The organism is Caulobacter sp. HJHS_5 (assembly GCF_056683955.1).
The window spans coordinates 269,729-288,478 of the sequence record NZ_JBWZNC010000006.1 but is presented as its reverse complement, the minus strand read 5'-3'; the positions used below and the strand labels follow the sequence as shown (position 1 = coordinate 288,478).

General features: G+C 71.5%; 19 protein-coding genes. 17 read left to right on the top strand and 2 right to left on the bottom strand.

What is annotated here, in order from left to right:
* Positions 1 to 16: 16 nt before the first annotated feature.
* The 7 genes from ACFLIT_RS13625 to moaC are packed head-to-tail and all read left to right on the top strand — an operon-like array spanning position 17 to position 4,252.
* Positions 17 to 943, top strand: coding sequence for an XdhC family protein (locus tag ACFLIT_RS13625; protein WP_479911793.1), 927 nt, complete (start codon positions 17 to 19; stop codon positions 941 to 943).
* Positions 940 to 1,533 (top strand): nucleotidyltransferase family protein, encoded by a 594-nt coding sequence (locus ACFLIT_RS13620; RefSeq protein ID WP_479911792.1) that lies wholly within the window; start codon positions 940 to 942, stop codon positions 1,531 to 1,533. The genes ACFLIT_RS13625 and ACFLIT_RS13620 overlap by 4 nt, the downstream gene beginning before the upstream one ends.
* Positions 1,527 to 2,525, top strand: coding sequence for a GTP 3',8-cyclase MoaA (moaA, locus tag ACFLIT_RS13615; RefSeq protein ID WP_479911791.1), 999 nt, complete (start codon positions 1,527 to 1,529; stop codon positions 2,523 to 2,525). The genes ACFLIT_RS13620 and moaA overlap by 7 nt, the downstream gene beginning before the upstream one ends.
* On the top strand, positions 2,525 to 2,770 hold the full coding sequence (locus tag ACFLIT_RS13610; RefSeq protein ID WP_479911790.1) for a MoaD/ThiS family protein: 246 nt from the start codon (positions 2,525 to 2,527) through the stop codon (positions 2,768 to 2,770). Before moaA ends, ACFLIT_RS13610 begins: the two co-directional genes overlap by 1 nt.
* Positions 2,767 to 3,222: a molybdenum cofactor biosynthesis protein MoaE gene (locus ACFLIT_RS13605; RefSeq protein ID WP_479911789.1), complete on the top strand. Its 456-nt coding sequence runs from the start codon at positions 2,767 to 2,769 to the stop codon at positions 3,220 to 3,222. The genes ACFLIT_RS13610 and ACFLIT_RS13605 overlap by 4 nt, the downstream gene beginning before the upstream one ends.
* Complete coding sequence (gene moaB, locus ACFLIT_RS13600; RefSeq protein WP_479911788.1) at positions 3,219 to 3,785, top strand: molybdenum cofactor biosynthesis protein B; 567 nt, start codon at positions 3,219 to 3,221, stop codon at positions 3,783 to 3,785. The genes ACFLIT_RS13605 and moaB overlap by 4 nt, the downstream gene beginning before the upstream one ends.
* Positions 3,782 to 4,252, top strand: a complete 471-nt coding sequence (gene moaC / locus ACFLIT_RS13595) for a cyclic pyranopterin monophosphate synthase MoaC (RefSeq protein ID WP_479911787.1) — start codon at positions 3,782 to 3,784, stop codon at positions 4,250 to 4,252. The genes moaB and moaC overlap by 4 nt, the downstream gene beginning before the upstream one ends.
* Here moaC and modB read toward each other — a convergent pair.
* Together modB and ACFLIT_RS13585 are read right to left on the bottom strand one after the other, a co-directional pair.
* Complete coding sequence (modB, locus tag ACFLIT_RS13590) at positions 4,249 to 4,932, bottom strand: molybdate ABC transporter permease subunit (protein ID WP_479911786.1); 684 nt, start codon at positions 4,930 to 4,932, stop codon at positions 4,249 to 4,251. The two genes, moaC and modB, sit on opposite strands and share 4 nt — an antisense overlap.
* A gap of 57 nt (positions 4,933 to 4,989) precedes the next feature.
* A complete protein-coding gene (locus ACFLIT_RS13585; RefSeq protein WP_479911785.1) occupies positions 4,990 to 6,225 on the bottom strand; it encodes a molybdopterin molybdotransferase MoeA in 1,236 nt (411 codons plus the stop codon).
* 140 nt (positions 6,226 to 6,365) lie between these two features.
* On the opposite strand from ACFLIT_RS13585, the gene ACFLIT_RS13580 reads away from it, so the two are divergent.
* From ACFLIT_RS13580 to ACFLIT_RS13535, 10 genes are all read left to right on the top strand, one after another.
* Complete coding sequence (locus ACFLIT_RS13580; protein ID WP_479911784.1) at positions 6,366 to 7,421, top strand: nitrate reductase associated protein; 1,056 nt, start codon at positions 6,366 to 6,368, stop codon at positions 7,419 to 7,421.
* Between the two features lie 110 nt (positions 7,422 to 7,531).
* Positions 7,532 to 8,110: an ANTAR domain-containing response regulator gene (locus tag ACFLIT_RS13575; RefSeq protein ID WP_479911783.1), complete on the top strand. Its 579-nt coding sequence runs from the start codon at positions 7,532 to 7,534 to the stop codon at positions 8,108 to 8,110.
* On the top strand, positions 8,107 to 9,354 hold the full coding sequence (locus ACFLIT_RS13570) for a CmpA/NrtA family ABC transporter substrate-binding protein (RefSeq protein ID WP_479911782.1): 1,248 nt from the start codon (positions 8,107 to 8,109) through the stop codon (positions 9,352 to 9,354). Before ACFLIT_RS13575 ends, ACFLIT_RS13570 begins: the two co-directional genes overlap by 4 nt.
* A 313-nt stretch (positions 9,355 to 9,667) precedes the next feature.
* Positions 9,668 to 10,885: an alginate export family protein gene (locus ACFLIT_RS13565; RefSeq protein WP_479911781.1), complete on the top strand. Its 1,218-nt coding sequence runs from the start codon at positions 9,668 to 9,670 to the stop codon at positions 10,883 to 10,885.
* A gap of 47 nt (positions 10,886 to 10,932) precedes the next feature.
* Positions 10,933 to 12,156 carry a nitrate/nitrite transporter gene (locus ACFLIT_RS13560; RefSeq protein ID WP_479911780.1) on the top strand — a complete coding sequence of 408 codons (1,224 nt, stop codon included), beginning with the start codon at positions 10,933 to 10,935 and terminating at the stop codon, positions 12,154 to 12,156.
* An 11-nt stretch (positions 12,157 to 12,167) separates the two neighbouring features.
* On the top strand, positions 12,168 to 14,627 hold the full coding sequence (gene nirB / locus ACFLIT_RS13555) for a nitrite reductase large subunit NirB (RefSeq protein ID WP_479911779.1): 2,460 nt from the start codon (positions 12,168 to 12,170) through the stop codon (positions 14,625 to 14,627).
* Between the two features lie 5 nt (positions 14,628 to 14,632).
* Complete coding sequence (gene nirD, locus ACFLIT_RS13550) at positions 14,633 to 14,959, top strand: nitrite reductase small subunit NirD (protein WP_479911880.1); 327 nt, start codon at positions 14,633 to 14,635, stop codon at positions 14,957 to 14,959.
* Positions 14,960 to 14,961: 2 nt separating this feature from the next.
* Complete coding sequence (locus ACFLIT_RS13545) at positions 14,962 to 17,616, top strand: nitrate reductase (RefSeq protein WP_479911778.1); 2,655 nt, start codon at positions 14,962 to 14,964, stop codon at positions 17,614 to 17,616.
* Complete coding sequence (gene cobA / locus ACFLIT_RS13540) at positions 17,609 to 18,382, top strand: uroporphyrinogen-III C-methyltransferase (RefSeq protein WP_479911777.1); 774 nt, start codon at positions 17,609 to 17,611, stop codon at positions 18,380 to 18,382. Before ACFLIT_RS13545 ends, cobA begins: the two co-directional genes overlap by 8 nt.
* The gene (locus ACFLIT_RS13535; protein ID WP_479911776.1) at positions 18,375 to 18,746 is read left to right on the top strand and encodes a hypothetical protein; all 372 of its coding nucleotides are present in this window, start codon (positions 18,375 to 18,377) and stop codon (positions 18,744 to 18,746) included. The genes cobA and ACFLIT_RS13535 overlap by 8 nt, the downstream gene beginning before the upstream one ends.
* Positions 18,747 to 18,750: the final 4 nt, after the last annotated feature.

Here is an 18,750-nt window from a genome sequence, read left to right as displayed (position 1 = left end):
CACTAGCTTTCGATCGATGGACGATTGGCCCCACAGCGGTCTGGAAGACGACCTGCGGCCGCGGATGGCCGAGGCCATGGCGCGCGGGCGGCCCTTCGCCTTGGTCACCGTATATGACGCCGACGGCGGCCCGCGCGGGGTCGGCGCGCAAATGGTCGTCACCGACGACGACTACTGGGGCTTCGTCTCCGGCGGCTGCATCGAGGCCGACGTCGCCATTCACGGGCGCGAAACCCTGCGCGACGGCGCGCCCCGGCGCCTGGTCTACGGCAAGGGCAGTCCCTGGATCGACACCCGCCTGCCCTGCGGCGGCCGCCTCGACCTGTTGGTCGAGCGCATCGCGCCGGACGATACGGCGATCGGCGCCTTCGTCGAGGCTCACAAGGCGCGGCGACGCGTGCGCTACCGGACGAACGGGACCGAGCGCGAATGCTCCGCCGCGCCGGCAAGCGGCGGCCAGTGGGTGGTCGACCACCTCTATCGCCCCGTGCAGCGCCTGATCGTCTTCGGATCGGACCCCATCGCCCTGGCCATCGCCGGCCTCGCCGGACAGCTCGGCTGGTCGTCGATCATCGTCTGGCCGCACGGCCCCGAGGCCGCGCCCTTCGCCAATGTCACGCACCGGTCGGACGCGCCGGCCTCGGCCTTGGCCGCCCTGGCGCCGGACGTCGACACCGCCATCGCCGTGGCCACCCACGACCAGACCTACGACGAGCAGGCCATGGTGGCGGCGCTCGCCACCGAGACCTCTTTCATCGGCGTGCTGGGATCGCGGCGGCGTATTCCGGATCGCATCGCGCGCCTCCGGGCGCTCGGGGTTACCGACGAACAGTTGGCGCGCCTGCGCATGCCCATCGGTCTGCCGCTCGGTTCACGCAGCCCCTGGGAGGTCGCCGTCAGCGTCACCGCCCAGGTGATCGCCGAGCGACGGCTCGACCCGTGAGCGGCTATCAGGCCATCGTCCTGGCGGCGGGCGCCGGCAGCCGGTTCGGCGGCGGCAAGATGCTGGCCGAGTGGGCGGGCCGGCCGCTGGTCTGCGCCGCCGTGGCGCGCGCGCTCGCCGCGCCGGTGGACGAGGTGCTGGTCGTCGTCGGCTGCGACGCCGACGCGGTAACGTCGGCCATTGAGCCCCTCCGGAACGACCGGCTGCGCATCGTCCCCGCCGCCGACTGGCGCGACGGCCTTTCCCGCTCGCTGGCGGCCGGGATCGCCGCCCTGCCGACAGATAGTCGCGGGGTGCTGGTGTTCCTCGGCGACATGCCCCAGATTCCGTCCGACCTTCCCGCGCGCGTCATCGCCGCTTTGCAATCGGGCGCCACCGCCGTGCACCCCACCGTCGACACCGTTCCGGGACACCCCGTCGGCATCGCCTCGACGCTGTACGCCGCCGTTTCGGCCCTGACCGGCGACGCGGGCGCCGGCGTGCTGCTGCGCGGCCGCTCCGATGTTGTGCAGATGCCGGTTTCGCAAGCCGGCGCGGCTTTCGATGTGGACTCTCGCGAGGCGTTGTTGTCTGGCGGGCCGCCATGCTGACCGCCTCGCCCCTGATCGATGGGTTCGGCCGCACCGTCCGCTACCTGCGGCTGTCGGTGACGGACCGCTGCGACCTGCGCTGCGTCTACTGCATGGCCGAGCGGCCCGATTTCCTGCCGAAATCCGACCTGCTGACCCTGGAGGAACTTGACCGCCTGGCGACGGCGTTCATCTCGCTCGGCGTCCGCAAGCTGCGGATCACCGGCGGCGAGCCCTTGGTCCGCAAGGACGTGATGTCGCTGATCCAGGGCGTCTCGCGCCACCTCGGCGCCGGCATGCTGGAGGAGCTGACCCTCACCACCAACGGCTCGCAGCTGGCGCAGCACGCCGAAGCCCTGCGCGCGGCGGGCGTCCGGCGGGTGAACATCTCGCTCGACACCCTTGATCCTGTAGCGTTTTCTCGCCTGACGCGTGGCGGTGATCTGGCCCGCACGCTGGACGGTATCGCCGCCGCGCAAGCCGCCGGCCTGGCGGTGAAGATCAACACCGTGGCGCTGAAGGCCGACAACGCCGCCGAACTCCCCGACCTCATCACCTGGGCCCACGGGCGCGGCATGGACCTGACCCTGATCGAGGCCATGCCGATGGGCGAGATCGGCGCCGACCGCACGGCGCAGTTCCTGTCTCTGGCCGAGGTGCGCGCGCAGCTTTCCGCCTTCTGGACGCTGGACGATCTGCCGCTGAACACCGGCGGCCCGGCGCGCTACGTCCGCGTGCGTGAGACGGGCGGCCGCCTCGGCTTTATCACCCCGCTGAGCCACACCTTCTGCGAAAGCTGCAACCGGGTGCGCCTGACCTGCACCGGCACGCTGCACACCTGCCTCGGCCGCGAGGACGCCACCGACCTGCGCGGCCTGATGCGCGCCGGCGCCAGCGACGCCGAGCTGCAGCTGGCGATCCGCGACGCCATCGGCGGCAAGCCGCAGGGCCACGACTTCGTCATCGGCGACCGCGCCTCGGTCTCCCGCGCCATGTCGACGACGGGGGGCTGATGACCCGCCTCCTGCTGTTCGGCCGCCTGCACGACATCGCCGGCTGGCGCGAGCGCCGGCTGGAGTCGGCGCCGGCCACGCTCTTCGGCCTGCGTGACGCCTTGGCGCACGAGAATGCGGCGCTCGGTGAGGCGCTGGCCGGACCCGGCGTGCATGCCGTGGTCGACCAGGTCATCGTGCGCGGCGACGTCCCGCTCTCCGGCGCGGCCGAAGTCGCCTTCCTGCCGCCGATGAGCGGCGGATGAGCGTCCGGCTTTCGAAGACCCCGATCGCGCCGGGCGCGCTGCTGGACAGCTTCTGCGCCGGACGGTCGGAGACGGGGGCGGTCGCCAGCTTCACCGGCCTCGTCCGGGCCGAACACGGCGTGACCCAGGCGCTGGAGCTCGAATCCTACGAGGGCTTCGCCGAAAAGCAGATCGAGGCGATGGTCGCCGCCGCCATCGAACGCTTTGGATTGCAGGGCGCGCTGGTCGTGCATCGCGTTGGCCGGATCGCGCCGGGCGAGGCTGTGGTCTTCGTCGCCGCCGCCGCCCAGCATCGCAAGGCCGCGCTGGAGTCCTGCGACCATCTGATGGACTATCTGAAAAGCCGCGCCCCCTTCTGGAAGAAGGAGCACGGCCCTGATGGCGAGCGCTGGATCGAACCCACCGCCGCCGACCACGCCGACGCCGCCCGCTGGGACGAGACTGCTCCATGACCACCCCGCCCCTGCCCCTGCAGACCGCCCCCGGCGGCCGCTTCGACGCCGGCCTGCCGTTCACCCGTGTGCGCGTGGCCATCCTCACCGTTTCCGACACCCGCGACGAGGAGAGCGACACCTCCGGCCGCATCCTGGCCGAGCGGGTGACCGCCGCCGGTCACGCCCTGGCCGCCCGCGCCTGGGTCGCCGACGACATCGAGGCCATCCGCAGCCAGGTGAAGACCTGGGGCCTGGGCGGCGACATCGACGCCATCGTCACCACCGGCGGCACCGGCCTGACCGGCCGCGACGTGACGGTCGAGGCGCTGGAGCCGCTGTTCGACAAGAAGATCGACGGCTTTTCGGCGGTCTTCCACATGGTCAGCTACCAGTCGGTGGGCCTTTCCACCCTCCAGTCGCGGGCCACGGCGGGGCTAATCGACGGCATGTTCGTGTTCTGCCTGCCCGGTTCGAACGGCGCGGTGAAAGACGGCTGGGACAAGGTGATCGCCGCTCAGCTCGATAGCCGCCACCGGCCGTGCAACATGGTCGAGCTGATGCCCCGGTTGAACGAACGATGAGCCGCCTTACCCACCTCGATGACGCCGGCCGCGCGCGCATGGTCGATGTGTCGGAAAAGCCGGCGACGGCGCGAGAGGCCGTGGCCGAAGGCGTGGTTCACATGCCCGCGGCCCTGCGGGACTTGGCGTTAGGCGGCGGCGCGGCCAAGGGCGACGTGCGGGCGACCGCCGAAATCGCCGGGGTGATGGCCGCCAAACGGACCTCGGACCTGATCCCGCTGTGCCATCCGCTGGCCCTTTCGAAGGTCGAGGTGGTGGTTGAAAGCGTCGAAGGGGGCCTGCGCGTGCAGGCCAAGGTCAAGACGACGGGACCGACCGGCGTCGAGATGGAGGCGCTGACCGCCGTCTCGGTGGCCTGTCTGACGATCTACGACATGCTGAAGGCGGCCGACAAAGGCCTGACCATCGAGGGCGTGAGGCTGCTGGCCAAGAGCGGCGGCAAGTCCGGCGACTGGTCGCGGGACTAAACCCTCGCCCAGCGCGCCGCGCGCCGCGCCACCGCCTCCGATACGAACACCGCGCCCAGCGCCAGAACCGCCGAGATCAGGCAGAGCGCGGCCGCCCGCCCCTCGCTGCCCGGCGCCTGGGTCGCGCCCCAGATGGCGGCCGGCAGGGTCAGGCTCTCGCCGGGAATGGCGCCGGCCAGGGTGATGGTGGCTCCGAACTCGCCCAGCGCCTTGGCGAACCCCAGCACGCCGCCGGCGATGATGCCCGGCGCCGCCAGCGGAATCGTCAGGCGGAAGAACCGCACGAGGGCGCCGGCCCCCAGCGTCACCGCCGCCTCGCCGACTTCGCGATCTATGGCTTCGATGGACAGGCGGATGGGCCGCACCATCAGGGGAAAGGCCATCACCCCCGAGGCCAGGGCCGCGCCGGTCCAGGTGAAGACGAAGCTGACACCGAGCCGCCCCAGCAGGGCCCCGAAAGGCCCCTCGCGGCCGAGCAGCAACAGCAGAATAAAGCCGGTGGCGACGGGCGGCAGCACCAATGGCAGTTGCACCACCGCCTCGAGCACGCTGCGCGCGGGCGACGGCGCCCGCACCAGCGCCTGCGCCGCCAGCAACGCCAGCGGCAGGCCGACCAGGATGGCGACCGCGGCGACGCGCAGCGACAGGAGGATGGCCTGCCAGTCGTCAGGCGTCAGCATCGAGGGGGTCGCATCGCCGGTTCACCCGCGCACTGTAGGGCTTCGGCGCGCACCCCGCTATTCAGCCCTGTTGAGACGCAGGACCTCGACAATATCGCCGTCACGCGCCGCGCCCGCCCGCCCCGGGCGCCGCAGCAGCGCATCGGCGCGCGAGAAGACGCCGACCATGCCGGAGTCCTGATCCGAGAACGGCGCGGCCCACAGCGCGCCGTCGTCGTCGATCTCCAGGCGCGCTCGCAGCCAGTGCTCGCGCGGCCCCTCGGCCGGCAGCGGCGTGCGCAACCGCGCGGCGACCAGCGGCGGGCCCGGCTCGACGCCCTGCATGGCAAACAGCAGCGGCCGCAGGAACAGCTCGGCGCAGACGAAGGCCGAGGCGGGATTGCCGGGCAAGCCAAGCACCTTGCGACCGTCAGCCAGCATGCCGAACCACACCGGCTTGCCGGGGCGGACGTTGACCGTCTCGACGTGCAGGACCAGACCGAGCGTCCGCAGCGCCGGCTTGACCAGATCGTGGTCTCCGACCGAGGCGCCGCCGACGGTGACGATCAGATCCGCCTCTTCCGACGCGACGGCCGCCGCGATGGCGGCGGCGTTGTCGCCGGTCGTCCGCAGGCGGCGGGCGGCGGCGCCCCAGCCCTGGGCCAGGGCGGCGAGACCCGGACCGGCGGAATCGAAGATGGCGGCTGCGCCAGGAGCGGTCCCCGGCGCCACCAGTTCCTCGCCGGTCGCCAGGATGGCGACGCGCGGGCGACGGACGACGGCGACGTTCGCCGCCCCCGCCGAGGCGGCCAGCGACAGCCGCCAGGCGTCCAGGCGCAGGCCGGCGTTCAGCAGCACATCACCGACCGCGAAGTCATTGCCACGCCTGCGCACATAGGCCGGGGCGCCGAGCGACGGCGACAGGCGCACCCGGTCGCGGTCGAGCGTCGCCTCTTCCTGGATCACCACCCGGTCGGCGCCGGCCGGCAGCGGCGCGCCGGTCGAAATCCGCACGGCCTCGCCCGAAGCGACGCCGGCGTCGAACGGCCGACCGGCGGCGCTTTCGCCGACGACCTGGAAGACCTCGACGCCCGCGGCCAGATCGGAAGACCGCGCCGCCCAGCCGTCCATGGCCGAGGCGTCGAACGGCGGCTGGTCCCGCACCGCCTCGATCGGTTCGGCGAGAACCCGTCCCAGCGCCTGCTCCAGGGCGACGCTCTCGACGCCCGCAGGCTCGACGACGGCCAGCATCCGACGGCGCGCATCCACGACGCTGGCGCCGCGCAGGGGGTCTGACGAGGGGGACGCGTTCAAGCTGAGGCTCCGTGCATGGCTGCTGCGCGCCTATCGCTCACAAGAGGCATGGGCAAGCCGCAGACCGTCATACACCCTCGACAAACGCCACGGTCGCGAGCATTGCGGCGCGACTTTCAACGCCGGCGAAGGAGGAGACCATGACCAAGGTTGTCGGCGTGCTGCTGGCCGGCGGTCGCTCGATCCGCTTCGGCCGTGAGAAGGCGGTGGCTCCGTTCGGAGGCGGTCTGCTGATGGAAGGTCCCCTTCAGGCCCTGGCCGGCGTCTGCGACGAGGTGGCGGTGGCGGCCAAGGCGGATTCCGGCGCGGCGGCCATCGCCGAGACGGCCGGCTATCCGGTGCTGTCCGATCCCGAGGGCGCACCCAACGGTCCCCTGGCGGGAGTCCTGGCCGGCCTGGCCTGGGCCAGGGACCAGGGTGCGAGCCACCTGGCCACCGCCCCCTGCGACGCCGCTCGCCTGACCGCCGACCAACTGGCGCGGTTGGTCGATCTGGCGAAAACCCGCGGCGACGCGGTTGCGGCCGCCTCGCGCGGCGGGCTGGAGCCGCTGATGGCCGTCTGGCCGGTGGAGGCCGCCTACGCCCGCGTCGGCGCGGTGCTGGCCGCCGGGGAGCACCCCGCGGTGCGCACCCTGCTCGCGGAACTCGACCTCGCCGTCGTCGAAGGCTTCGACAGCGCCAACGTCAATGAAGCGCCGGAGCTGGCCGCGCTGGACAGCACCGAGGTCGAGACGCCGCCCGCCCACGCCCGCCTCTTCCGCTTCGAGGACGACTTCGTCCGCACCCTGCGCTGCATTCCCATGTGCGTGCGCTTCAAGCTGGACCGCACCGGAATCAAGCTGTCGCTTCGCCAGTGGAGCCGCTTCACCCTGGCCGATCGACTGGAGCTGCGCCTGAAGCCCTGCGAGACGCCGGCTGACGTCGAGGCCTACCGGAAAGCCCTCGTCAATCTGATCCACGCGCGGGCGAAGGAAGAACCGAAGACGCTGGCGGAGGCGCCGACGCCCGGATGGTTGTCGCCCACCACGCCGGAAGCCGTTCAGCGTCTCGCGGCCGAACAGCGTGTCGCCCCGCCTTCCGACGCCGGCTGGGCCTCCCTCTCGGAGTTGGAGCGCTACGCCATCGTCAAGCTGACCCGCGACCGGCACGAGAACGCCAACTTCGTGCCGGCGATGGAAGAGTTCGGACTCGCCTGACGGAAAGCTTCGCCTTCGAGGCGCCTCGAAAACAGGCGCCGGTCGCTTAGCGATCGGGCGTGTCCTGTTTCCACGCGACAGTCGGCCTTGCCCGCATCAAAGAGGCGGCGATGCGTGTGTTGATCATCGATCCCGACGAAGCACGGGCGGCCCTCGTCGCCGAGGGGCTGGCCGGCGTGAAGCCGCTGACGGTGATGCGCGTCGCCGCTTTCGACGAGGCGGAGGCCGCCGCCTATGCGCCCGACGTCATCGTCATCGCCAGCGAAAGCCCTGATCGCGACACCCTGGAATCCCTGCGCGACGCCAACGCCCACAATCCGCGCCCGGTGGTGATGTTTGTCGACAAGTCCGCCCCGGGCCTGGCCGAGGCGGCGGTCGAGGCCGGCGTCGCCGCCTATGTGGTCGACGGGCTGCAGGCCAATCGCGTGCGCCCCGTGCTGGAGGTGGCGATGAGCCGCTTCGGCCTGATGCAGCAGCTGCGCAGCGACCTGAAGAAGGCCAAGGCGGACCTGGCCGACCGCAAGGCGATCGACCGCGCCAAGGGCCTCTTGATGAAAGAACGCGGCCTCGATGAGGAGGCCGCCTATCGCCTGCTCCGCAAGCTGGCGATGGACAAGGGCCGGCCGCTGGGCGCGGTGGCCGCCGACCTGCTGGCCTTCGCCGGCGTGCTGAAGGGCAAGGGCGAATGAGCAAGCTGGAGCGACGCGACCTGCGCCTGGGCTTCATCCCGCTGAACGACTGCGCGCCCCTGGCCGTGGCCAAGACGCAGGGCTTCTTCGAGGCCGAGGGCCTGGATGTGGAGCTGTCGCGCGAAGCCTCCTGGGCCAACATCCGCGACAAGACGGCCGTCGGCGCGCTGGACGGCGGCCATATGCTGGCCCCCATGGCCCTGGCGGCCTCGATGGGCGTCGGCGGCGAGCGCACGCCGATGACCGTGCCCCTGTCGCTGAACCTGAACGGCAGCGCCATCACCGTCTCGGTCGAGCTGGCGGAAGCCATGCGCGCCGTCGATCCCGAGGGCATGGCCGAGCATCCGCGCAGCGCACGCCCCCTCGCCCGCCTGATCGCCTCGCGCCGCGCGTTCGGTGAACGACCGCTGACCTTTGCGGTGGTCTTCCCCTATTCGATGCACGCCTATGAGCTACGCTACTGGCTGGCGGCGGCCGGCATCGATCCCGACCACGACATCCGTCTGGTGGTCGCGCCGCCGCCGCGCATGACCGAGCGGCTGAAGGCCGGCGACATCGACGGCTTCTGCGTCGGCGCGCCGTGGAACGCCCTGGCGGTCGGCGAAGGCGACGGCGAGATCGCCGCCTACGCCTCCGACCTCTGGCCGATGGGCCCCGACAAGGTGCTGGCCGTCACCCGTGATTGGGCCGACGCCAACCCCATGGCGCTGCAAGCCGTTCTGCGCGCCCTGCTGAAGGCCGCCGCCTGGGCCGACGCGCCGGAGAACCGCCCCGCCCTCGCCGCGCTGCTGGCCCGGCCGGAGTTCGTCGACGCCCCCGAGGCGATGATCGCCCAATCGCTGATCGGCTCGCCGCCCTACACGGCCGGAGGCGCGGTGACGCCGTCGCAGGACTACATCGTCTATCACCGCTACGCCGCGAGCTTTCCCTGGCGCAGCCACGCCCTGTGGTTCCTCAGCCAGATGCTGCGCTGGGGCCAGATCGGCTCGGAGGTCGACATCCGCGCCGTCGCCGACGCCGTCTACCGGCCGGACCTGTTCCGCCAAGCCGCCGCCGCCGTGGGCGAGCCGGCGCCCCTGGTCGACCACAAGGCCGAGGGCGGTCACGCCGCGCCATGGACGCTGGACGAGGCGACGCAACCGATTCCCATGGCCCCCGACGCCTTCTTCGACGGGCGAGTCTTCGATCCGCGCCAGCCCCTGGCCTATGTGCGCGGCTTCCAGATCAGCCGCTTCAAGGCCTGACCTCGGGCAAACGCCTCGTTTTTGCGCGCGGGCCGCCGCGGGGCCGATCAAATTCTGAGCGTTTTGCATTGCAGCGCAGCATGACCGGCCCCAAACCGTTGCGCCGCTTGGGCTTGGCGGGCCTCCTGATAGGGACTTTCGCAAGGCAACGGCGTCTTGCGCATACCGCCCGGCAAGGCGCCGGGCATGGGTTCGGGACAATGGCGTCCAGTCGGGGATCACCCCTGGCTGGGCGCTTTTTTTTGGCCTCTGGCCAGGAAGGCGAGCGATGCGGCGGCTGCGGCTGTGGGGTGCGATTGGAGCGGCGGGCTGCATGGCGGCCGGCGCGGCGCACGCCCAGTCGCTCGGCGACGCCGTTGCTGGCGGCAAGCCGATCCTTGAGATGCGGGCCCGCTACGAAGGCGTCGACCAGGCCGGCCTGCCCGAAGAGGCCGCCGCCTACACCCTGCGCACCCGCCTCGGCTGGGAGACGGCCGCCGTCTCCGGCGTGAAGGGCCTGGTCGAGATCGAGAACATCGTGGCGACCGGCGACTACAACGTCGCCGTGCCCGGCCCGGGCGGCGCCAGCCTGAATGGCAAGACCCGCTACCCCGCCGTGGGCGACCCCGAAGTCACCGAAATCAACCGCCTGCAGCTGAGCTGGACGCCGAGCGCGGCCTTCGGCCTCACCGCCGGCCGCCAACGGATCGGCATCGACGACCAGCGCTTCGTCGGCGGCGTGGCCTGGCGCCAGGACGAGCAGACCTTCGACGCCCTGCGCCTCGACGGCGGCGGCGCGGCCGTCCGCAACACCTACGTCTACATCGCCCGGGTCAACCGCACGCTCGGCGACCTGCGGGACTGGGACAGCGACAGCCACCTCGTCAACGTGGCGTGGACGGTGTCGCCGAAGCTGCGCCTGGAAGGTTTCGCCTACGCCCTGGCCTTCGCCAACGCCCCGGCCGGCTCCGGCCTGACCACGGGGGTGCGCGCCGCCGGCAAGACCAAGGCCGGTCCGGCCGCCCTGGCCTGGACCCTGACGGCCGCGCGGCAGACCGACTGGCGCAACAGCCCTCGCGACTTCGACCTCGGCTATCTGCAGGGCGATATCGCCGGCACGGTCGGCGCCTGGACGCTGAAGGCCGGTTACGAGCGCCTCGAGGGCGACGGCGCAACCGGCTTCTCGACCCCGCTGGGCACCAACCACCTGTTCCAGGGCTGGTCCGACGCCTTCGCCGTGGCCGGCGGCGGCAAGACCGCCGTCGACGGCATCGAGGACGCCTGGCTCGGCCTCACCTTCGCCCCGCCGCTGAAGACCCGCTGGTTCTCGGCCCCGACCGTAACCCTCATCCGCCACGATTTCGACGCCGAGCGCACCGGCGCGGGCCTCGCCTCCGAATGGGACGCCCAGGCGACCGCGGCCCTGACGCCGCGCGTCACCGCCCTTCTCAAGTACGCCGATTTCACCCGCGAGCCGCGCGTCCCCGCCGGGACCGCCCTCGCCCCGGCCGACCGCAGAAAGCTGTGGGCCAGCCTCGAGTACCGCTTCTGAACCTTCGCCCTTCGCCCCCCAAGCCCTCGCTTTCCGGGATGCCGCAGATGATCGACAAGTCCTTTCTCAAGTCCGGCCACACGCCGACCCTGTTCGCCGCGTTCCTCTATTTCGACTTCAGCTTCATGGTCTGGGTGCTGCTCGGGCCGCTCGGCGTCGCCATCTCCAAGAGCCTGGGCCTGACGCCCGCCGAGAAGGGTCTGATGGTCGCCGTGCCCTTGCTGGCCGGCGCGGCCCTTCGCCTGGTCAACGGCGTGCTGGTCGACCACATCGGGCCGAAGCGGACCGGGCTGATCGGTCAACTGATCGTGTTGGCGGGCCTGCTGATCGCCTGGTTCCTCGGCATTCACGACTATTCCCAGGTGCTGCTGCTCGGCGTGGTGTTGGGCGTCGCCGGGGCCTCCTTCGCGGTCGCCCTGCCCCTGGCCTCGCGCTGGTATCCGCCGCAGCACCAGGGCCTCGCCCTCGGCATCGCCGGCGCCGGCAACTCCGGCACGGCCCTCGCCGCCCTCTTCGCCCCTGGGCTCGCCAAGGCCCTCGGCTGGACCAACGTCATCGGCCTCGCGGCCATACCGCTGGCCGTCGCCTTCGTCGTCTATCTGACCCTGGCCAAGGACGCCCCCAACCAGCCGCCGCCCAAGCGCTGGAGCGAATACCTCGGCGTGCTGAAGACCGCCGACGCCTGGTGGCTGATGTTCCTCTATGCCGTCACCTTCGGCGGCTTCTCGGGCCTGTCGTCTTCGCTGACGATCTACTTCAACGCCGAATACGGCCTCGATCCGGTGATCGCCGGCTTCTTCACCGCCGCCTGCGTCTTCGCCGGCTCCTTCGTCCGCCCCGTCGGCGGGGCGGTGGCCGACCGCATCGGCGGGGTGCGCACCCTGATCGCCGTCTACGGCTTCGCCGCCATCGGCCTGCTGGCCGCCGGCATCCACCAGCCGTCGCCGGCCGTCGCCCTGGTGGTGATCATGCTGGCGATGATGGCGCTGGGCGCCGGCAACGGCGCGGTCTTCCAGCTGGCGCCCCAGCGCTTTGGCAAGGAGATCGGCGTGATCACCGGTCTCGTCGGGGCCATGGGCGGCGTCGGCGGCTTCTACCTCGCCTCGACCCTCGGCTTCGCCAAGCAGCTGACCGGTTCGTACCAGGCCGGCTTCGTCGGCTTCGCCAGCCTGGCGGTGGTCGCCCTGATCGCCCTCGCCTGCCTCAAGTCCCAGTGGCGCGCCCGCTGGCCGGCCCTCTCCGGCCGCGCCGCCGAGCCCGTTCGCGTCTAGGAGCGCCCGTCATGAGCCTTCCCTCCAAGGAACGTCTGGTCGTCATCGGCAACGGCATGGCCGGTTGCCGGGCGATCGAGGAAATCCTCAAGCGCGACGCCGACCGTTACGAGATCACGGTCTTCGGCGCCGAGCCGCGGGTGAACTACAACCGCATCATGCTCTCGCCGGTGCTGGCCGGCGAGAAGGCCTTCGAAGACATCATCATCAACGATGCGGCCTGGTACGCCGACAACGCCATCACCCTGCACAGCGGCCGGGCGGTGACGCGGATCGACCGGGAAACCAAGACGGTCGAGGCGGAGGGCGGCCTTGCCGTGCCCTACGACACCCTGCTGCTCGCCTGCGGCTCGGATCCGGTGCGCCTGCCCCTGCCCGGCAAGGAGCTCGACGGCGTGGTAACCTTCCGCGACCTCGACGACGTGGAGCGGATGACGGCCGCGGCCGATGCGGGCGGCGAAGCCGTGGTCATCGGCGGCGGCCTGCTGGGCCTCGAAGCCGCCTACGGCCTCGCCCGCCGCGGCATGAAGGCGACCGTCGTCCACCTGATGGACGTGCTGATGGAGCGCCAGCTCGACAGCGCGGCCGGCTACCTGCTGACCCAGGCCCTGATCGAGCGCGGCGTCGAGACCGTGCTGTCGGCCCAGTCCGAGGAGATCGTCGGCGAGAACGGCAAGGTCGCAGGGCTGAAGCTGAAGGACGGCCGGGTCCTGCCCTGCTCAATCCTCATCATGGCCGTCGGAATTCGCCCGAACACGGGGCTGGCGCGCGACGCCGGCCTCGACGTCAACCGCGGCGTGGTCGTCGACGACCAGATGCGCACCAGCGATCCGGCCATCTTCGCGGTCGGCGAGTGCGCCGAGCACCGGGGGATCGCCTACGGCCTGGTGGCTCCCATCTGGGACATGTGCCGCACCCTGGCGGCGGTGATGACCGGCGGCGAGGCGGCCTACGAGGGCTCGCAGCTCTCCACCCGCCTCAAGGTCTCGGGCGTCGACGTGTTCTCCGCCGGCCAGTTCGCCGGCGGCGACGGTTGCGAGGACGTGGTGTTCCGCGACGCCGGACGCAGCGTCTACAAGCGCCTGGTCATCAAGGACAATCGCCTCGCCGGGGCGGTGATGTTCGGCGACGCCGCCGACGGCAACTGGTACTTCGACCTGATCCGCCAGGGGACCGATGTCTCCGACATGCGCGAGACCCTGGTCTTCGGCCAGGCGATCACGGAGGGCCTTCGGGGCCTGGACCCTAGCGCGGCCGTGGCGGCCATGGCCGACACGGCGGAAATCTGCGGCTGCAACGGCGTCTGCAAGAGCCAGATCGTCACGGCGATCGACGCGGGCGTTCACACCCTCGACGGCGTGCGCGCCGTCACCAAGGCCTCGGCCTCCTGCGGCTCCTGCACGCCGCTGGTCGAACAGCTGCTGGCCCTGACCCTGGGCGACGGCTTCAAGAAGGAGACCGGCCCCAAGGCGGTCTGCAAGTGCACCGGCCACGGCCACGCTCTCGTCCGCAAGCGCATCGTCGCCGAGGGCCTGAAATCGATGCCGGCGGTGATGCAGGCGCTGGAGTGGAAGACGCCCGACGGCTGCGCGACCTGCCGCCCGGCCCTGAACTACTACCTCCTGTGCGCCTGGCCCGGCGAATACGTCGACGACAAGCAGAGCCGCTTCATCAACGAGCGGGTGCACGCCAACATCCAGAAGGACGGCACCTATTCGGTGGTGCCGCGCATGTGGGGCGGGGTCACCACCCCGGCCGAGCTGCGGGCCATCGCCGACGTGGCCGACAAGTTCGCCATCCCCACCGTCAAGGTGACCGGCGGCCAGCGCATCGACCTCCTGGGCGTCAAGAAGGACGATCTGCCGGCCGTCTGGGCCGACCTCAACGCCGCCGGCATGGTTTCGGGCCACGCCTACGCCAAGGGCCTGCGCACGGTGAAGACCTGCGTCGGCTCGGAGTGGTGTCGCTTCGGCACCCAGGATTCGACCGGTCTCGGCGTCCGGCTCGAGAAGCTGATGTGGGGCTCCTGGGCGCCCGCCAAGGTGAAGCTCGCCGTCTCCGGCTGCCCGCGCAACTGCGCCGAGGCGACCTGCAAGGACATCGGGGTGATCTGCGTCGACAGCGGCTACGAGATCCACATCGGCGGCGCCGCCGGCCTGCACATCCAGGGCACGCAGGTGCTCACCCGCGTGGCCACTGAAGAAGAAGCGATCTGGGTGATCTGCGCGGTGATGCAGATGTACCGCGAGGACGGTTTCTACCTGGAGCGCGTCTACAAGTGGATGGATCGGGTCGGCCTCGACAGCATCAAGGCCGCCGTCGAAAGCCCCGACCTCCGCCGCGCCTACTACGATCGCTTCGCCTTCTCGCAGCGGTTCTCCCGCGTCGACCCCTGGGCCGAACGTGTCGCCGGCCGCGACGCCGGCGAATTCCGCCCCCTCGCCCGCAGCATGGAGCTCGCAGACGCATGACCGTCATGCCCAAGACCGATGCTTTCTGGATTGATGTCGGAGCCCTCGCCGACATCCCTCGCCGCGGCGCGCGCCGCGTCGCCACCCCCCGAGGCGATATCGCCGTGTTCCGCACCGGCGATGGCGAGGTCTTCGCTCTGCGCGACAAGTGCCCCCACAAGGGCGGCCCCCTCAGCCAGGGGATCGTCCACGGCCGCGCGGTGACCTGCCCCCTGCACGCCTGGAACATCGATCTTTCCACCGGCGAGCCGATGGGGGCCGACGCCGGCAAGGGCTGCGCCCCGCCGGTGGCCGTGCGGGTCGAAGACGGCCGGATCTATCTGGCGGGCTGAACGTGGCGGACGGCGGCCTTCCCCTCGCGACCAGCACCACCTGCCCGTACTGCGGCGTGGGTTGCGGCGTCTCGGCGGCGAAAGGGAATGGCCGCAACCTCTCGGTCAGCGGCGACGCCAGCCACCCCGCCAACTTCGGCCGGCTCTGCTCGAAGGGCACGGCCCTGGCCAAGACCGTCGGGCTCGAGGGCCGCCTGCTCTATCCCGAGATCGACGGCCGCCGGGTAAGCTGGGACCGAGCGGCGAGCCATGTCGCCAAGGCTCTGAACCGCACTATCGCCAAACACGGGCCGGGCAGCGTCGCGTTCTACGTTTCCGGTCAGTTGCTGACCGAAGACTATTACGCCGCCAACAAGCTGATGAAGGGCTTCATCGGCACCGCCAACATCGACACGAATTCGCGGCTCTGCATGGCCAGCGCGGTGGTCGCCCACAAACAGGCCTTCGGCGCCGACCTCGTCCCCGGCTGTTACGAGGACCTCGAACTCGCCGACCTCATCGTCTTCGCCGGCCACAACGCCGCCTGGACCCACCCTGTGCTGGTGCGCCGCATGGAGCAGGCCCGGGCGCGCGGCCAGCGCTGGGTTTGCATCGACCCGCGCCGCACCGACACCGCCGAGGCCAGCGACCTGCACCTGGCCATCGCGCCCCAGGCCGACGTGCGGCTGTGGAACGGCCTGCTGGCCGAGATCCTCCGCCGCGGCCTGGTCGACCGGGCCTATGTCGCCGCCCATGTGAACGGCTTCGAGGCCGTCGAGGCGGCCCTGGCCGAGCAGGACCAATCGCCCGCCGCCGTCGCCGCCGACTGCGGGATCGCCGAGGCCGATCTCCTCGCCTTCTTCGATCTCTTCGCCGCCAATCCGAAGACGGTCAGCCTGTTCTCCATGGGCTCGAACCAGTCGGCCCAGGGCGTCGCCAAGGGGCTGGCGATCATCAACGCCCACCTCGCCACCGGCCGCATCGCCAAGCCGGGCGCGGCCCCGTTCTCGATCACCGGCCAGCCCAACGCCATGGGCGGTCGCGAAACGGGCGGAATGGCCACCACCCTGGCCGCCCACCTCGACTTCACCGACGCCGACAAGGCCAAGGCGCAACGGTTCTGGTCGTCGCCGACCATCGCCCCGGCGCCCGGCCTGAAGGCGGTCGAGATGTTCGAGGCCGTGCACGACGGCCGGATCAAGGCGATCTGGGTGATGGCCACCAACCCGGCCGTCTCCATGCCGGACGCCGCCCGCGTGCGCGAAGCGCTGCAACGCTGCCCCCTGGTGATCGTCTCCGAGGCCATCGCCGACACCGACACCGCGGCCTTCGCCCACGTGAAGCTGCCGGCCCTGACCTGGGGCGAGCGGGACGGCACGGTGACCAACTCCGAGCGACGCATCTCGCGCCAGCGCCCGCTGTTTCCGCCGCCCGGCGAGGCGCGCGCCGATTGGGCGATCGTCGCCGACGTGGCCACGCGCATGGGCTTCGCCGACGCCTTCTCCTGGCGCTCCTCGGCCGAGGTATTCCGCGAATACGCCCGGATGACCGCCTTCGAAAACGGCGGCGACCGCTTCCTCGACATCGGCGCGCTCGGCCGGGCCGACTACGACAGCCTGCGGCCCGTTCAGTGGCCGGTCACCGTCGAAGGCGGCACGCCCCGCCTCTTTACCGACGGCCGGTTCCAAACACCGGACGGCCGCGCCCGCATGGCAGCCGTGCGCCCCCTCGCCCCCGCCGCCCCCACCGATGGCAGCTTTCCGTTGTCGCTCAACACCGGCCGCGTGCGCGACCAGTGGCACACCATGACCCGCACAGCCCTGGCGCCCGAGCTGAACCGCCACACGCCCGAGCCCTATGTCGAGATGCACCCGGACGACGCGGTCGCCGCGGGCCTCACCGAGGGCATGCTGGCGCGGGTGCGCACGCCGCGCGGCGAGGCCGTCGCCATCGCCAAGCTCACCGACCGTCAGCGGCGCGGCAGCCTGTTCATGCCGATGCACTGGACGGCGGCCTACGCGCCTCAAGGCCGCTCCAACCACCTGATCGGGCCGGAGCGCGATCCCGGCTCCGGCCAGCCCGAGTTCAAGCACACGCCCGCCCGCCTCTCCGCCTGGCGCGACACCTGGCGCGGGGTGTTCTTCGCCCGTGAGCGCGCCGATTGCCCGCGCGGGGCCTCGCTGGTCTGGCGACGGACGGTGCGCGAGGCCTGTCAGGTGCATGAGTTCGCCGGCCGTGGCGACGAGGTCGAGCGGCAACACGTCGCCAGGATGCTCAGCGCCGGCGCGCAAGGCGAACTTCTGAGCTTCGACGACCCCGCGCGGGGCGTCTTCCGGCGCGCCTGGATCGCAGGCGGCCGCATAGAGCGCGCCCTGTTCGTCACCCACGGCAAGTTGCCGCCGCGCGACTGGCTGGCCGACCTGTTCGCCCAGGACTGTGTCGAAGACGCAGACCGCCCCTTCCTGCTCGCCGGCCGCCCGGCCGGGCCCGTCGCCGACGTCGGCCCGCTGGTCTGCGCCTGCAAGGCGGTGGGGGCCAAGACCATCCTCAAGGCGCGCGACGGCGGGGCGACCACCGTCGACGCCATCGGCGCCGCCACGGGGGCCGGGACCAGCTGCGGTTCGTGCCGCGTCGAGATCGCCCGCCTGATCGCCTCAAAGGAGCCTGCCCATGCTTGACGCTCAAACGGTCCTGCTGGTCGGCGCCGGTCCCGGTCCGGTCGACCTGCTCACCCTGCGCGCCGCCCGCGCCATTGAGGGCGCCGAGGCCCTGCTCTACGACGCCCTGGTCTCGGAGGAGGTGCTGGCGCTTGCCCCCGCCCGCTGCCTGCGCATCCAGACCGGCAAGCGCGCCGGCAAGGCCTCGATGCCGCAGGAGACGATCAACCGGCTGATACTGCGGCTGGCCCGTCGCGGGCTGAAGGTGGTGCGTCTGAAAGGCGGCGATCCTTCGGTGTTCGGCCGGGTCGGCGAGGAGAAGATGTTCCTGCAAGCCCATGGCGTCGCTTCGGAAATCGTTCCCGGCCTGACCGCCGCCAGCGCGGCGGCGGCGCAGCTGGGCTTTCCCCTCACCCATCGCGGCGAGGCGCGCCGCATCCTGTTCTCCACCGCCCGCGTCGCCGACGGAGAGGTGCTGGAAGGCGGCTGGGACGCGGCCTGCGATCCTGAAACCACCCTGGCGCTCTACATGGGCCGCGACCGCTTCGGCGCCGTCGCCGAGCGGCTAATCGCCCAGGGTCGCAGCCCCGACACCCCGGCCGTGGCGGTGGAGAACGCCGGCGCGCCGCACGCCCGGGCCATCCCGGCCCGGCTCGGCGACCTCGCGGCGACGCTAGCGGCGGCCGCGCCGGACGGGCCGGTGGTGCTGTTGGTCGGCGAGGTGGTCAGCCAGGCGGCGGCTTGGTCGCGGACGACAGCCAAGCTGGACGTCGCGCTCCGTGGCTAACGACGCGGTCCGGCTCGCGGCTTTCGCAATCGTCGCCGGCCTGGCTGGCGGCGCCGGCGCCGCGCGGATCGCCGCCCGCCCCGTCGCGGATGCGGCGGGGATCGAGCTTCAGGGAATCGAGCCGGTGGCGCACGGCTATCACGCGAGGATCAAGGTCAGCGGCGCCGCTCCGCCAAGCCGCCTGATGCTCTCCAGTCGCGAGGGCGTGGTCTGTCAGACAGCGGCGGTATCGGCGCCTTCCTCGGAGATCTTAGTCTTCTTCCCAGCGCGGGACTGCTCCGAGCCGCTCCGTCCTGGCTCGGCCGTGCGGCTGACCGGCCGGCTCAACGGCGAGGGCTTTTCCGCCGCCGCAACAATGCGTTGAAGCG